The organism is Levilactobacillus namurensis, from assembly GCF_032197885.1.
Classification (GTDB): Bacteria; Bacillota; Bacilli; order Lactobacillales; family Lactobacillaceae; genus Levilactobacillus; species Levilactobacillus namurensis_A.
Map to the genome: position 1 here is coordinate 132607 of NZ_CP134159.1, position 15389 is coordinate 147995.

14 protein-coding genes are annotated in these 15389 nt (G+C 54.1%); 5 read left to right on the top strand and 9 right to left on the bottom strand.

The features are described 5' to 3' along the window. Positions 1–41 precede the first annotated feature (41 nt). Both RIN67_RS00580 and RIN67_RS00585 read right to left on the bottom strand, forming a co-directional pair. Positions 42–1163: an NAD(P)-dependent alcohol dehydrogenase gene (locus RIN67_RS00580; RefSeq protein ID WP_264999555.1), complete on the bottom strand. Its 1122-nt coding sequence runs from the start codon at positions 1161–1163 to the stop codon at positions 42–44. A gap of 347 nt (positions 1164–1510) precedes the next feature. Then, positions 1511–3151, bottom strand: a complete 1641-nt coding sequence (locus tag RIN67_RS00585; protein ID WP_313826106.1) for a peptide ABC transporter substrate-binding protein — start codon at positions 3149–3151, stop codon at positions 1511–1513. 671 nt (positions 3152–3822) lie between these two features. On the opposite strand from RIN67_RS00585, the gene RIN67_RS00590 reads away from it, so the two are divergent. Then, complete coding sequence (locus tag RIN67_RS00590) at positions 3823–5025, top strand: PrsW family glutamic-type intramembrane protease (protein WP_264999557.1); 1203 nt, start codon at positions 3823–3825, stop codon at positions 5023–5025. A 65-nt stretch (positions 5026–5090) separates the two neighbouring features. On the opposite strand, the gene RIN67_RS00595 is transcribed toward RIN67_RS00590, so the two are convergent. The 6 genes from RIN67_RS00595 to RIN67_RS00620 all read right to left on the bottom strand — a co-directional run bounded on the left by RIN67_RS00595 (position 5091) and on the right by RIN67_RS00620 (position 11199). Next, the gene (locus RIN67_RS00595) at positions 5091–6647 is read right to left on the bottom strand and encodes a bifunctional metallophosphatase/5'-nucleotidase (protein ID WP_264999558.1); all 1557 of its coding nucleotides are present in this window, start codon (positions 6645–6647) and stop codon (positions 5091–5093) included. Continuing rightward, the gene (gene phnE / locus RIN67_RS00600) at positions 6647–7459 is read right to left on the bottom strand and encodes a phosphonate ABC transporter, permease protein PhnE (protein ID WP_056944085.1); all 813 of its coding nucleotides are present in this window, start codon (positions 7457–7459) and stop codon (positions 6647–6649) included. Before phnE (RIN67_RS00600) ends, RIN67_RS00595 begins: the two co-directional genes overlap by 1 nt. After that, positions 7459–8253 (bottom strand): phosphonate ABC transporter, permease protein PhnE, encoded by a 795-nt coding sequence (gene phnE, locus RIN67_RS00605; RefSeq protein WP_264999559.1) that lies wholly within the window; start codon positions 8251–8253, stop codon positions 7459–7461. Before phnE (RIN67_RS00605) ends, phnE (RIN67_RS00600) begins: the two co-directional genes overlap by 1 nt. Before the next feature lie 2 nt (positions 8254–8255). Beyond that, positions 8256–9032, bottom strand: a complete 777-nt coding sequence (gene phnC, locus RIN67_RS00610) for a phosphonate ABC transporter ATP-binding protein (RefSeq protein ID WP_264999560.1) — start codon at positions 9030–9032, stop codon at positions 8256–8258. A 78-nt stretch (positions 9033–9110) separates the two neighbouring features. Next, the gene (locus tag RIN67_RS00615) at positions 9111–10064 is read right to left on the bottom strand and encodes a phosphate/phosphite/phosphonate ABC transporter substrate-binding protein (RefSeq protein ID WP_056944086.1); all 954 of its coding nucleotides are present in this window, start codon (positions 10062–10064) and stop codon (positions 9111–9113) included. A 403-nt stretch (positions 10065–10467) separates the two neighbouring features. Further along, the gene (locus tag RIN67_RS00620) at positions 10468–11199 is read right to left on the bottom strand and encodes a glucose 1-dehydrogenase (protein ID WP_024748041.1); all 732 of its coding nucleotides are present in this window, start codon (positions 11197–11199) and stop codon (positions 10468–10470) included. Between the two features lie 179 nt (positions 11200–11378). Between RIN67_RS00620 and RIN67_RS00625 the strand changes: the two genes are divergently transcribed. Then, entirely contained in the window at positions 11379–11819 is a 441-nt protein-coding gene (locus tag RIN67_RS00625; RefSeq protein ID WP_264999561.1) for a MerR family transcriptional regulator, read from the top strand. A gap of 95 nt (positions 11820–11914) precedes the next feature. On the opposite strand, the gene RIN67_RS00630 is transcribed toward RIN67_RS00625, so the two are convergent. Further along, positions 11915–12055, bottom strand: a complete 141-nt coding sequence (locus RIN67_RS00630; RefSeq protein WP_158422985.1) for a hypothetical protein — start codon at positions 12053–12055, stop codon at positions 11915–11917. 48 nt (positions 12056–12103) lie between these two features. Between RIN67_RS00630 and RIN67_RS00635 the strand changes: the two genes are divergently transcribed. The 3 genes from RIN67_RS00635 (at position 12104) to RIN67_RS00645 (ending at position 15295) form a co-directional block, all read left to right on the top strand. Then, entirely contained in the window at positions 12104–12334 is a 231-nt protein-coding gene (locus tag RIN67_RS00635; protein ID WP_024748039.1) for a hypothetical protein, read from the top strand. Positions 12335–12447: 113 nt separating this feature from the next. Next, positions 12448–14340 (top strand): glycoside hydrolase family 2 TIM barrel-domain containing protein, encoded by a 1893-nt coding sequence (locus tag RIN67_RS00640; RefSeq protein ID WP_264999562.1) that lies wholly within the window; start codon positions 12448–12450, stop codon positions 14338–14340. Next, the gene (locus RIN67_RS00645) at positions 14321–15295 is read left to right on the top strand and encodes a beta-galactosidase small subunit (RefSeq protein WP_264999563.1); all 975 of its coding nucleotides are present in this window, start codon (positions 14321–14323) and stop codon (positions 15293–15295) included. The genes RIN67_RS00640 and RIN67_RS00645 overlap by 20 nt, the downstream gene beginning before the upstream one ends. The last annotated feature ends 94 nt before the right edge of the window (positions 15296–15389 follow it).

Sequence of the window (15389 nt, forward strand, 5' to 3'; positions counted from 1 at the left end):
GGGTTGAATAGGTATGTTGAAAAGGGACACCTTGAGTAAAATTATTTCCCGGGTTGATAAGCGTCGTCGATAATCAGGACGGGCTTAATGGTCTTCCCGGAACGGGAATCGGCGTTGGCCTGGTTGATATCACTGAACTTGTAGAACTTTTCAGTCTTATCAAAGTCGAATTGGCCCGCCTTGTAGAAGTCGATCAACCGTGGAATGTCGACTTGTGGAATGGAGTCACCCATGTTGACCCCGACAATCTTCTTGTCGTTGACACACAGATTGTTCCAGGTATCCACGTCGATGTGGTTTGGCGTGACCGCAATCGTGGCGGTGGTCCCACCTTGGTCGAGGACTTTGATGGAGTCTTCCATGACCTGAGTGACCCCGGTGGTGTCGACGGCGTAGTCCACACCTTTGCCGTCGGTCAGGTCTTGGACGGCCTTGACCACATCGGTGGACTTACTGTTGATCACGTCTGTAGCGCCAAGTTCCTTGGCTAAGGCTAACCGGGAATCCACGATATCGATACCGATCACCTTGGTGCAGCCCGCAATCTTGCCGGCCATCATGGCAGCTAAGCCCACGGCACCGGTCCCGAAGACGGCGATAGTTTCGCCGGGACGGGGTTGTAAGGTGTTCAGAACGGTCCCAGAACCCGTGACGTAGCCACAGCCTAAAGGTCCGAGCTTCCGCAGGTCGAGCGTTGGGTCAACCTTGACCGCGTTCCGTTCCCGGACCACCGTGGTCGTGGTGAAGGAGCTCTGGTCGAACATGTCGGCGACCTGGTGACCATTTTCGGTGAAGTGGGCGCTACCGTCGGGACGGGTCCCGGACAGGTTGTTCGCGGCGTAGTTTTCACACTGGGTCGGAATCCCCTTGAGGCAACTCTTGCAGTTGCCACAGGCGTAGAAGCTCAAAACAACGTGATCGCCGGGCTTGAATTGGGTAACTTCGGGGCCCACCTTCTCGACGATTCCGGCACCTTCATGGCCTAAGACGATGGGGTAGTCGATGACGGCGTCCCCGGTCCGCAGGGCTTCGTCGGAGTGGCAGATCCCACTGGCGACCATGTGGACTTGTAAGTCGTCAGGTCCCATGTCGGCGAGTTCGACATCGTCCCGAATCTCAAAATCAGCATCTTGTTTCTCAACAACTGCAGCTTTAATCTTCATATGTAACACCCCGTTAGTAAGTATTAAGAGAATACGTGATTATTATCACACATTTTGGGATAAATGCAAGCGCTTCCAGAAAGACCCATTAAAGCTACTTTGGTGAAAAGACGCGTGATATTGGTCTTGAACCGGGATGTGCATTTTGAAATTCTTTTAGTTTTTCGAGTAACTACTTGTGAAAAAATGATTTTCAAGGAGCTAGCTGGCTTAGGGTGATTGGATGGAAGCAAACGCGTTTTTAACAGATATTGCGGTCGCCAGTTTGGAACTTAAGCTGTCGTGAATCTTGGTCAAATAAAAAGTAGTACGCCATAAATCGCGTACTACTTACACTATAGTAGAAATTAGTCAACGTAAGCCGTGCGGTAATCCGCTTGCCCGTTGAACTTGTTGTAGACCACGCCCTTGACGTTGGGGTCAGCTAAGATGCTGGTGCGGGCGTCGTAGAGTGGCGTGACAGCCTGATCGGTCATGGCCGTTTTGGCAGCCTTGACCAGGTCCTGGTAGCGTTGCGCCGGCTTCAGGGCGTCCGCACCTTCGGCCGCCTTTAGAGCGTTGTCGTAGGTCGTACTGCGGTAGTGGCCCATGTTGGAATTGTTGGTCGATTCCAGAATCTCTAGGGAGTTGATTGGGTCGGCGAAGTCCATGCTCCAGCTGGTCAGGTTGGCTTCAAAGTTGCCCTTGGAAACGGCACTCAACATGGATGGGAACGGAACGGCCTTGATGCTGATGGTCAAGTTCGGCAGTTGCTTCATTAAAGTGGTTTGCAGGTATTCCGCAATCTGCTGGGTGGCGTCGTCGTCTCCGCAGGTCAGCGTCAACTTGATCTGTGACCGGTGCAGTTGTTTCAGTGCGGTCTGGAAGTGGGCCTTAGCCTTGGCGGGTTGATAGCTGGCGGTATTGGCGACCGTGGCGTCTTGAGTGAAATCAGCGCCGGTTTTGGGATTCTTGGCCATGTTCCGAACGGCAAACGTTGCGGCAGGCCGGGAGCCATTTTGCAGGACCTTAGTCACCAACTGTTGCCGGTTGACGGCTAGTGAGAGGGCCGTGCGCAACTCCCGGTTCGCGGTCAGCGGGTTCTTCTGGTTGTATTGAATGAAGCCGATTCGGCCGGACGCCAAGGTCTTTAAGGCCTTGTTGGTCTGGTTTTGATGGGCCTGTTCACCGCTCAGCGTCACTTGCGCGAGCTTGTGGGATTGGTAAAGGTTGTACGAGGTCGAGGGGAACTTGATGACTTGGTAGTTGATGGCGGTCAGCTTAATGGCGTGTTTATCCCGGTAAGTCGGGTTCTTCTTCAACGTCCAAGTGTCGTTGGTCCCGTTCCAGCCGCTGACCGTGTACGGCCCGTTATAGACGGTGGTGTCGGCGGAAGTCCCGTACTTACGGCCGTATTTGTGGACCGCCTTAGGATCCAACGGGTAGTAGGTGGTGCTGGCCAGCATCTGCTTGAAGTAACTGGCGGGCTTGGCTAACGTGATCTTGAGTTGGTACTTGCCAGTCGCTTGGACGCCCAATTTCGACGGTGCTAGTTTCCCCGCCGCGATGGCGTTGGCGTTTTGGATGTTCGCGAACTGGTAGGTGAATTCAGACTTGGACTTGGGGTCCAGGGTCCGTCTCCAGGAGTAGACGAAGTTCTGGGCGGTCACGGGATCGCCGTTGCTCCACTTGCCAGTGGTCTTCAGGTCGATGGTGTAGTGCTTGCCGTCTGGTGAAACGGTGGTCTTCTTGGCCAGGGCGTTGACGGCCTGACTGTCGGCGTTCAACCGGTAGAGGCCTTCACCGGCTTGTTCGAGTTGCCCGCTGGAGACGCTGTCGGTGATGCGCGCGGTGTCGAGACTGGTGATGGGTGAGGACTGGTACAGGTTGATGCGTTGGGCCGCAGCTTTAGGCGTTTCCGCTGAGTGGGCCTTAATGGCGAAGGCGCCGCCGATTAAGACGATGCCGCAGATTGCGATAGTGGTGGTTTTGCGATTGAATATGCTCATAAATGTAGCCTCCAAAGATAGTTTTGTCTGGGTTTGCGTACAAATCTGAGCTTTGCCATCGTGTGAACATAAAAAATTCCCCCTCGGTTGAGTGTAAACAAAAACCGCCCTTAACAGCCAATGCGTTAAGGACGGTCAAATTAACCGCGGTACCACCTTAATTGGGTCCGGGTCCCTCAAAAAGACCCCGCGCCCCACCTCACAGGAGACTAACATCTCCCTGACAACTGACGTATGTCGCACGTCTTCCCGTACTGCAATTGGTTCGGGGAAGCCCTCGGTGGTCCATTTACTTACCTGCGTTCGGCCGCACTCTCAGCAACGGCGGCTCTCTGGACGGGCACGATAAGCTTAATCTCCACTTCAATGGTTTGTTTCGGACGATTCTTGAATTGAGGCTAGTGTACCCCCGCTATCAGGGGGTGTCAACCAGAAAATTTAACCTGCAAATGCGGGAAAGCGGGGGCCTATATAGAAGAAAATGGGAGGATGCGGCGTAAAATTTTTTAGATGATGGGGGGATGCTTGGCGGAATTTTGGAAACATCTCGTGATTTAGGGGGTTGAATTGATAAAGCTTTAATCGTTCCTAGAAATGGTTTCCTGCTATAATCAAGATATGCCATTATTCCAGATAACCGTTTTTAAAACGGTAAAGGAGTCTGATTTTTTATGAAGTATTGTCCAAATTGTGGTCATCCGGTGGCCCCCACGGCCAAGTTCTGTCCCGCCTGTGGGCACGCGTTACCGGCGGCCCAACAGGCCACGTCGTCGACCGGGACGGCAGCGAATGCAACCGGAGAACCGACGGGAACGGCCAGCAATCAGAGCGCGAGTGCCCAATCACAACCGGGCGCCCAGGTTCCGCCTCGACAGCACCGCGAATCCCTGTACGATAATGCCACGTCGCGCTTGAATCACTATACCGGAGAGGATGGTGCCGTTAAGGTTAACCTCGCGGCCATGTTCTCTCAAGTCTTGCGGCACCATTCCAAGTCGGAAGCGGAGTCAATCTTTATCGCGGGAACGGAGACCACCACACCGACCCTCGACCAGATTTCCGGGGACTGGGCCAAGCCGTGGCTGTTCTCCCGGATTCTGTTAGGCTTCCTGATTGCCTTTGTCGCCCTGCTGTACATGTTGGTGGGGTTGCGGAACCCAAACGCGATTCCCGGCCTGATTTTAGTTGGGGCGTTCGCCGTGCCTTTCTCGGGGCTGGTCTTCTTCTTTGAAGCCAATGCGTTTAAGGACGTGAGCCTGTTTGAAGTCGTGAAAATCTTCTTCATCGGCGGCATCTTATCCCTGATTGTCACGCTGTTTCTGTACGAATTCGTTAGTTTCAGCCAGACCAGTCAACTGACGGGCATGCTAACGCTGGGTGATTCGCTGTCGATTGGCATCGTCGAAGAACTGGGGAAACTCCTGATTACCAGTTACTTCATCAGTCGCTTGAACGTCCTGCATATCCTCGACGGGTTGCTGATTGGTGCCGCTGTAGGCGCTGGCTTCGCGGCGTTTGAAACGGCCGGGTACATCTACCGGGCTGGTGGTCAGTTGGTCGACGTGGCGATTATCCGGGGCTGGTCCGCGATTGGGGGGCACCTGGTCTGGGCGGCCATCGCCGGCGGGGCCATCATGGTGGTCAAGCGGACCAAGCCGTTTCAGGTCAGCCAATTACTCGACACCCGCTTCTTGGTCTTCTTCCTGTTGGCCATCTTGTTCCACGCGGCCTGGGACTGGGACATTGGTCTGATTGGACCGTACTTCAAGCTGCTGGTACTGATTGTTCTGGCCTGGATCGTGGTCTTCGTGCTGATGAATGCCGGGTTAAAAGAAATCGGCCATCTACAACAAGCGGCGAAACGGGAATCTTAATCTAAATGAACGTCTCGAAAAAACGCGACGACCAGCTAATTGGTCGTCGCGTTTTTGGGCATCCGTTAATGCAGAATCGTTAAGTTATGCGGTTGTTCCCCAGTGACGTTGGGGTGGGCCGTCAAGTAGTCTTGAATCAGCTGGGCAACGGAGACGTTGATCTCACGGATGATCTTGCTGGCCCGGAACATGGGGTACTCGCCCCCACCGTTTCCCCGGTACTGGTTCATGACGATGTCGAGTTTCTGGTCGTCGGCGACCGGTTGACCGTGATAGCTAAGTGCCCGTAACCGCTGACCGACTGGCTGGGTCAGGTCGAACGTGTAGTCGATGCCAGCGTAAATGTCGTAATTGTACAGCGCGAGCTTGGGCGTCGTGAAGGTATCACTAACGGTGATCTGACCGTCTTGAAGCGTGAAGAAACTGGCGCACCGTTCTAGCGCCGCTTTGAGGTCGGCGCCGGTGACCCGCTCCACCACCAAGGTGTTGGGATAAGGGTAACTGTTGAGGACTTGGCGCCGGGTCACGGTGGTGCCGAATCCCTGTACGTCATCGTTGAAGAGGGCGGTCGCGGCGATGTCGACCTGGCCGGCCGCGGCTTCAACTTGGTTGATGAAGTTCAGGTAGGGGTGGCCGTGCAGGCGTGCAGCAAGGTGGTCGGTCACTTGGAGACTGGCGCCCCCAATGTGGCCCACGGGAGTGTCCAGCCAATCTTGCGTTTGGTCCTGCAACGGTTGCAGCTGGGCACTTAGCGTTGCGTCGGGGACGACTTTCGCGGTGCTCAACAGGGTGGCGCGGTGACCGACGACCTGGTTGTCGCCGTCTAAGTCGAGCTCGATTTCGCCCACAGCAACGGCCTTGTCGCCCGGTTGGGTCACGGGAATCTCGTGGTAGACCCCGGCAATCAAGCGGTGTTGGTGGCCGGTGATCAGCGCGTCAATGCCGGGGACTTGGGTGAGTAATTGGTACCCTTCGTTTTCCCCCGTAATCTGTTCGGTGGGCTGACCGGTGGTAAGGTCGGCTTCAAAGCCCCCGTGGTAAGCCACCACAACCAGGTCGGCACGTTGCTTGAGCTTGGGTACCCAGTGTTGCGCGGTCGCCAGGGCGGACTGGAAGGTCAGGCCGGTCAAGTGGCTGGCGGGTTCCCAGACCGGAACGTAGGCGGTGGTCAGCCCCAGAACGGCGATTTTTACGCCCTTTTTCTTAAAGATCTGGTAGGGGGCGTCGATGATGCCTTGGGCGTGGCCCCCGTCGATGTTAGCGCCCAGTACGGGATAGTTGCGTTCAGCTAGGCAATTGCGTAAATAGTCCAGACCATAGTTGAATTCGTGGTTTCCCAGCACACCCAAGTCGTAGTTAAGCGCTTGGGGAATCTTCGAGAGAATTTCCGCCTGTTCAGGCACGGCCGTGGCCAGGTAACTGTCGAAGGATGAGCCCTCGATCCAGTCACCGTTCTCGATGGTCAAGACGATGTCATCGGGTCCCGCCTGAGCTTGAATCTGGCGAATCAACGTCGCGGCCCGTAACCAACCATACGGCCGGTGGTCGTCACGCTGACTGTAGTTGGTGGGGTAGAGGAACCCGTGAACGTCACTAGTGGAAAGGATCTTGAGGTGACGCATTAAATCAACTTCTTTCGTAGTTGTTCCGAGAGGGTGTCAATCAAAAGGACCATCACGATGATGCCTAGCAGGATGATGCCGACTCGGGGCCAGTTACGCGTTTGAATGGCAAAAATCATGGGTGTCCCAATCCCCCCGGCGCCGACCATCCCCAAGATGGAGGCGGACCGTACGGCGATTTCAAACCGGTACAGGGTGTAGGAGATGAATTCTGGCATGATGGTGGGGATGGTAGCCAGCGCGAAGATCTGCGTCCGGTTACCCCCGGCACTGGTGATGGCTTCTTCGGCGCCCCGGTCCATATTCTCGAGTGATTCACTGAAGAGCTTCCCCAGCATCCCAATCGAGTGGATACTGATGGCCAAGACCCCGGCGTAGGAACCGGGTCCGACGGCTTTGATGAACATGATGGCTAAGACGATTTCGGGAAACGTCCGAATCAGCGTCAGCATGACTTTGCCGCTGCCGGAGCGGAGGTGCCAGCGTTCGTGCAGGGTGCGGGCCGCCCAAAAGGCGAAGGGCACGCTGATGAAGGCGGACACGATGGTCCCCAGAAAGGCAATGGCTAGGGTCTGTAGCGTCAGACTGGAAAGGTCTTCGCCGCTACCGTTATAGACGTAGGCCCAATCGGGATGGACTAACCCTTTACCGATGGACTCGGAAACGGTCTTGGCCGATTCCTGGAGTCCGGTGAAGTGCAGGCCGGTAATGGCCCAAGTATAGATGGCGATGATGATGGCGACCCAGATCAGCCACCGCCAGCGTTGCCAGAGTGACCGGGGCGCAAATTCGTGAGATAACGTGGTTTGCATTAGAGTAGGACCCTCCTTAGGTGATTGCTGATGCCGTCAATGACCATGACCACGACCAAGGTCGCTAAGATGATCACCGCAGTGGCGCTGTAGTTGAATTGGTCGAGGGACCGTTGGAGGTAGACCCCGATCCCGCCGGCTCCCAGGTACCCCAAGACCGTTGAGGCCCGGACGTTGATTTCCAGGGTGTATAGGAAGTAGCTGACGAATTGGTTCAAGATCTGCGGCAAAACGGCGTACCAGATGATGGTCACCTTGCTGGCTCCCACGGACTTCATGGCTTCCAGTGGGCCCATGTCGATGGTCTCGATGACTTCATAGAAGAGCTTGGAGACCATCCCAAAGGAGAAGATGGCCAGGGTGACGCCCCCGGCCGTAGAACCAATCCCGAAGACGGCCACGAAGATGGCGGCTAATAAGAGGTCGGGGAGCGTCCGGACCAGGTCCAATACCAACCGAATCAGGCCACGCAGGTACTTGTTGCTGACCAGGTTGTGGGCGGCTAAGACGGAAAAGGGCACGGCGAAGGCCGCCCCAATCGTGGTTCCCAGAATGGCCATCTGAATGGTCTCATAAAGGGGTTGAATGATCACGGAAAGGTAATCCCAGGCTGGATGGGACATTTGCACTAATAAAACGGTGAACTGGTCGATGTTAGCCAGGAACATCCCAAAGTTGGCGCCGGTCGCCCAAGATGAAAGGACCAGGAGAATGATCAGGCCAACGACCCAGGCAATGGCCTGGACATGGTACCGTTGGCGCCAAGGACGTTGTGGCATCTCTGGATAGGACATGGTTACGCCTCCGAATCTGTCTGGTAGACGCGGTCGAGGGCCGCAGTCGTGACATCAGCAATGTCTTCGTCGTAGACCAATTCACCGGCTCGCAGCCCCACGATGCGGTCGGCGTACTGTTGGGCTAATTCAACGGAGTGCAGGTTGACGATGACGGTGATGCCGTCTTCGCGGTTCAGCCGTTGGAGCGTATCCATCACGGCTTTAGTGGTCCGGGGATCCAGTGACGCGATGGGTTCATCGGCCAGGATAATCTTAGGCTCTTGCATTAGGGCCCGCGCGATGGCGACCCGTTGCTGTTGCCCACCGGAGAGTTCGTCGGCCCGGGTGAAGAGCTTGTTGGTCAGGCTGACCCGCTTCAGTGCTTGGAAGGCCCGCTTGCGGTCATCGGCGCTAAAGAGCCCCAGGATGCACTTCCAGGTCGGGTAGTATCCCACCAGGCCGGACAAAACGTTCTTTTCAACCGTGGAGCGCTTCACTAAGTTGAAATTTTGGAAAATCATGCCGATCTTCCGCCGCAGTTGGCGTAAGGCCTTGCCTTTATAGTCGCTGACGGATTCGTTATCGACCAGCACCTCACCGGACGAGATCTCGTGCATGCGGTTGATGGTACGTAGGAGGGTGCTTTTCCCGGCTCCAGACAGACCAACGACCACTAAGAACTGGCCGCGGGGGATATCGAAGTTGATATCCTTTAAGCCGACGGTCCCGTTACTGTAAATCTTGTTGACGTGACGAAATGAAATGATTGGATCGGATTGAGTCGCTGTTGCTTGCATCTAAATTTCCCCCTCGTAAAAAAGCAGCAAGGTACGTCATCAACGTCCCTTGCTACTCTTTCTTGACGTTAGCACGTACTACTTATTGAGTGCTTCCGCTTTCTTATCGTAATCACGAATGATGTTAAAGTTGCTGTCTTTGGAGTCGGCGTAACCTTCGTGAGAGTACACGCTGGAAATGATGGCGTGACCCTTCTTGGTCTTCGCGATGGCCTTGAAGGCTTCAGCAACCTTCTTTTGCCATTTAGCGGTCATGTCGCCCCGAACCGTGATGGTATCGTTTGGAATCTTACCCGTGGTGTAGATTGGGACCACTTGACTCATGATGTTTGGCACATCTTTCTTGACCAGGTTCCGAGCACCTTGGAAGACGAAAGCGGCGTCCGTGTTCTTGTTGTATACGGAGAGCACCCCTTGGTCATGACCCTTGACTTGGACCGTCTTGATCCCGTCTTTGTTGACGTTGATGCCGTGTTCCAGCAATTCAACAGCTGGGAAGATCCAGCCGGCAGTCGACGTGGTGTCTTGAACGGCAATCTTCTTGCCCTTCAGATCCTTGATCGACTTGATGCCGCTGTCCTTACGAACCAGAATCTGGGAACGGTAGTAGTTGACCAATTGCTTAGTGGCTTGGTCGTTCGGTTCCTTGACCCCGTAACGTTCGGCTTGCAGAATCGCCTTGTCGTGGTATTGCTTGTGCGCGAGGACGTAAGCGTCAGGTGGCAGGAAGCCGACATCGACTTTCTTGGACCCCATGGCTTCGACAATCGTGTTGTAGTCCGTGGAAACACTAACGGTGACAGGAATGCCTAATTGCTTCTTCAACAGACCTTCCAGTGGCTTAGCTTTGGCCTCAATCGTTCCGGCGTTGGATGAAGGGACGAATTCAACGGTCAGCTTCTTAGGGGTGTATCCCGCAGAAGATGAACTGGTTGAACTGGTGGCCTTACCACAACCGAACAAAGTGATGGGCAATACTAAGAGGGCTAATCCGAGTACGGCAAATCGTTTAGCCTTACCTCGCAAATGCATGTATCTCACTCCTCAGATATGTAATTTAGCTGCGTTTGATTCTTTTTCATTCTAGCAGAGTCCCGAACTTTTGCAATCCAAAACGACTATAAATTTCGTTATTAAATATTTTATATTTAGATAAATTCCGGTAAACGGGAACGTAAAACGTAAAACCTGAACGTTAAAAAGTTTTTTTGCCCCGACCCGTTTGAAAATGATTTGACCTAACAAAATTGATTTTCATGAATTTTCAGGATAAAAAAGTTCCCCTATCAGTGGTTAATAGGGGAACTTGGCTGTACGATTTTGTGAAGCTACAAGACGCGTTTGGGGGAGTGGTGTAACGCAACTGGTTACGTCTAGCGTGACCAGACGCCATCGAAGGGGTGCGTTAACGGATTCGATGTCCCACTTGGTGAGACTATTGGGCGGTCAAGCCGCCGTCGAAGACGAATTCGGCGCCAGTCGCGTAACTGGAGTCGTCAGAGGCCAGGAACAGAACGGCCTTAGAGATTTCTTCGGGTTGCGCTACCCGCTGGAGCGGAATCATCTTGGCGAACTGTTTAACGGCTTCGTCGGTGTCTCCTTGGTGGATCATTGGCGTATCAATGACTCCCGGATGAACGGAGTTGACCCGGATGCCGTAGTGCGCCAGTTCTAGTGCGGCGGCTTTACTGAACCCGCGGACGGCGAACTTGGTGTCCGTGTATCCCACGGCGCCCCCGACTAGACCGTTGATGGAGGAGACGTTAACAATGCTGCCATGGTGTTGGGCTTTCATGGCTGCGGCGGCGAATTTAGTTCCCAAGAAGACGCTGAGCTGGTTGATCTTGAAAATCTTGAGGTAGTCGTCTGTGCTAACGTCGAAGAGGGACTTGGAATAGGTGATGCCGGCGTTGTTGACCAGAACATCTAGGTGACCGAACTGGCTGACAGTCTGGTCAATGACCTGGTGCCAGTCGGCTTCACTAGTCACGTCGTGGGACATGAAGTGCGCGTGGTCACCGAGCTTATCCGCCGTGGCTTGGCCTTCCGTGGCGTTGACGTCGGTGAGAACCACCGTGGCCCCGTGATCAATAAAGGCTTTGGCGTGGCTGGCGCCCATCCCTTGGGCGGCACCGGTAACGATAACAACTTTTCCGTTAAAATCCATGGGAAATTCCTCCTATATTAGATATGTGGAACCGTTTTCTATTGAGCAAGTTTACGCCTTTAATTGGGAATTACAAGCTAAATGCTAGGGTGATTTTCTCGCACATGGTGGCTAAGTTTTGCCTTTTACATGGCGCTACGCTATGCTAAGGAAATTGGAAAATGAAAGGGAGTTAACGAATGACTTACTCAATCGGTCAGGTGGCTGATAAGACGGGCCTTAGTGCCTATACGTTGCGCTACTATGATCACGAAGGCTTAATGCCGTTTGTGCAGCGGACTGCGGCGGGACGGCGCCGGTTCACGGAACATGATTTAGAGATGATTGAATTGATTACTTGCTTGAAGGATACGGGGATGGCGCTGAAAGATATTCGGCACGTCGTTGAGGTGGCACAACAGGGTGATCAGTCGTTGGAGCAACGTTTGGCGTTGTTCAAGGCTCACCGCGACCGGGTAGATGCACAGATTGCCCAGCTACAGACTTACCGGCGCAAGATTGATTACAAAGTGCGTTACTTTGAAGCGGCTTGTGAAGCCGGTACGGAAGCAGCGGTCGAAGGTAATTGTCACTTGCCCGACATGCCCATCCGCATTAATGATGCACTGCGAGTGAAGTGAATGGGTGAGTGTTTCACGTGAAACAACAGAAAATCGTCTCTTGAGTCCCGCATTTGCGGGCCCTAGAGACGATTTTTAAAAGTTAAAGCTAGTAGTTAATCTTGTTTTTCTGAAGTGATTTGTTGCTGTAATTGGTCCACGATTTCGGCGTGCTTCTTTTCAGAAATCTTAACCTTGTACAGGTAAATAAATAAGGCGAGAACGTGGAAGAGTAATCCAGCCCAGAAGGCGACCAATTTGAATACCGTCGCGGAAAATTGAATCCATCGTGGTGGACCAATAATATGAATCAGTATGGGTTATTAAAAACGTTAGAGATTACGCAACAGGGGACCTTTATGAACGGTGATAAAATTTCGGAAGTCACCGTTAAGAACTTTATTCGTCAATCGGAATATTGGAATTTGACGTTTAAGGTGGAAAAGACTGCGGATCATCCTGGGGGGCTGACGATTTTTGGGAAGGACTTTGGGAATCACCCGCAAGATATTAAATTTAAGTTTTACTATGAATAAATTTTTGCCTAAATTTCAGTAAAACTCGTAACTAAGGTCACAGGTGTAGTACAATGACCCTAAGCAATAATGTAAGCGTTTTAAACTTAGAATCCGAAAGGGAGGTTTTGGTGTTGCAAGCAGAATTGAAGTGGCTGGACGATCCGGAGACGTTTCGGGTCAACCAATTACCAGCGCATAGTGACCACCATTACTACGCAACGGTGACCGATGCGGACCAAGGGACCAATCAGCTGGAGCAGTCGCTGGACGGAACTTGGCAGTTCGCCTTTGCGCCCAATCCGCAAGAACGCCCACAAGGCTTTTATCGGCCGGACTTTGACCGACGCAGCTTCGACACGATTCAGGTGCCGGGCCATATCGAATTGGCCGGGTACGGTCAGATTCAATACATTAACACGGCTTATCCGTGGGAAGGCAGTCATTATCGGCGGCCGGCCTACACGTTAGGTGACCGGACCGGGAAACCGGGGATGTTCAGTGAGGCCCCCGATAACACGGTCGGCGCCTACGCCAAGCACTTTACCCTGAACCCAGGGCTGCAAGGCCAGCGGGTCATCGTGCAGTTCGACGGGGTCGAAGAAGCCCTCTACCTATGGTTGAACGGGCACTTTGTGGGGTATGCCGAGGATAGCTTTACCCGTTCCGAATTTGACCTGACTCCCTACCTGCAGCCAGGCGATAACTTGATTGCGGTGGAGGTCTTCAAACGGTGCACGGCGTCGTTCTTAGAGGACCAAGACATGTTCCGGTTCTCGGGAATCTTCCGCAGCGTGCGCCTGTTGGCCCAGCCGAAGTTACACGTCAATGACCTGACCATCCGCGCCAACGTTCAAGATGACCTGAAGACGGGGGACCTAAACGTCACGGCGCAGTTAGCGGCCGATACGTTTGACGGTGCCCAAGTTCACCTGACCTTACGCGATGCTCGGGGGGCACGGCTATTGGAGCGGACAAGTTCGGCGGATGACACGGTCAGCTTTACCCATTTGACCGTGCCAACCGTCCACCTCTGGCAACACCACGACCCGTACCTCTACCAGCTAACACTGGAATTGCTGGATGCGCAGGGCAACGTGATCGAAGTCGTCCCTTACGTGGTCGGCTTCCGGCGCCTCGAATTGAAGGACAAGGTCATGCTGCTGAACGGTCAGCGTCTAATCTTAAACGGCGTTAACCGGCACGAATGGGATGCGCGGACGGGCCGCAACGTTTCACTAGCGGACATGCACCGCGACCTCAGTATTTTTAAGCAGGCCCACATCAACGCGGTTCGGACCTGTCATTACTCGGATCAAGACGTGTGGTACGACCTCTGCGACCAAGCGGGAATCTATATGATGGCCGAAAATAACTTGGAATCACACGGAACTTGGCAGAAGCGCGGTGCCGTTGAACCCTCGTATAACGTACCGGGTTCCTTACCAGAATGGCGTGCCGTGGTTCTGGACCGGGCCCGCAGTAACTACCAGACGTTCAAGAATCACCCGGCCATCCTGTTCTGGTCTCTGGGGAACGAGTCCTACGCGGGGGACAATATCGCCGCGATGAACCAGTTCTACAAAGACCACGATGACACGCGGTTGACCCACTATGAAGGCGTCTGCCGTAACCGGGACTACGCCGACCGCATTTCCGACATGGAAAGCATGATGTACGATCCTCCTAAAGCCATTCGCGACTACCTGCAACATGATCCGCAAAAGCCGTTCATCAACTGCGAATACATGCACGATATGGGGAACTCTTTGGGCGGCATGCAAAGTTACATGGACTTGCTGGACGAGTTCCCGATGTACCAGGGTGGCTTCATCTGGGACTATATCGACCAGGCCCTGTTGGTCAAAGATGAAGTCACGGGCCGCGATGTTTTGCGGTATGGTGGAGACTTTGACGACCGGCCAGCCGACTACGAATTCTCCGGTGACGGTCTGTTGTTTGCGGACCGGACCCCGAAACCAGCACTTCAGGAGGTGAGCCACTATTATGGCAACTACGACGACTAAGCTACACGTCATTTACGGCGACACGACCCTGGGATTAGTGGGCGAGCACTTCCACTACATCTTCAACTATGACCGGGGTGGCCTAGAATCCTTACAACAGTACGGTAAAGAGTGGTTGTACCGGACCCCCAAGCCGGCGTTTTGGCGCGCCACCACGGATAACGACCGGGGGAACCACTTCTCGGCGCATGCCGCGATGTGGCTGGGGGCGGACCTCTTCAGTCCCTGCACCGATATCGAAGTGGCGGTCAACGGGCGGGTCATCACACTCCCCGTTGCGCCCGAAAACAACCGCTATAGCGACCACGAGACGGCGGATACGGTCAGCCTGACCTTCACTTACACCACCACGACGGTTCCGGCGACCATGGTTGAAGTGGTCTACACGGTGGATGCAACGGGTCAACTCACGATTCAGGAAAACTATACGGGTCAACCGGGCTTGCCCGAGCTACCGGCGTTAGGGTTCCAGTTGATTGCGCCCACCATGGCCAGCGGCTTCAGTTACCAGGGCTTGTCCGGAGAGACCTACCCCGATCGGATGGCTGGGGGCATTCCGGGCACTTACACGGTTGACGGCTTGCCCGTGACGCCGTACCTGGTGCCGCAAGAAAACGGGATGCACATGCAGACGCAGCAAGTGACGGTCACCCGGCAGACCACGTTGAACAACGCCGACCCGGACCAGCAGGCCTTTTCGTTGACGGTTCAACAAGCTGATGAACCGTTTGCGTTCAGCTGCCTGCCGTACACGGCGGCGGAACTGGAAAATGCAACTCACCAAGAAGAATTACCGCCTGCCCGTCGGACGGTCCTGACCATCTATGGCGCCGTGCGGGGCGTCGGTGGGATTGATAGTTGGGGCGCTGATGTTGAGCCGGAATACCATATTTCGGCCGAGACGGGTCACAGCTTTAGCTTTAAGATTGCGGGTCCTGATGAACTTAATCATTAATCACAAGAGAGTCGGTTTGATGCCGGCTCTTTTTTGAGCTTGATTATCAAAATAGTAATAAAAAGAGGGCGCTAACCCCCGGAATGTAAAGGTT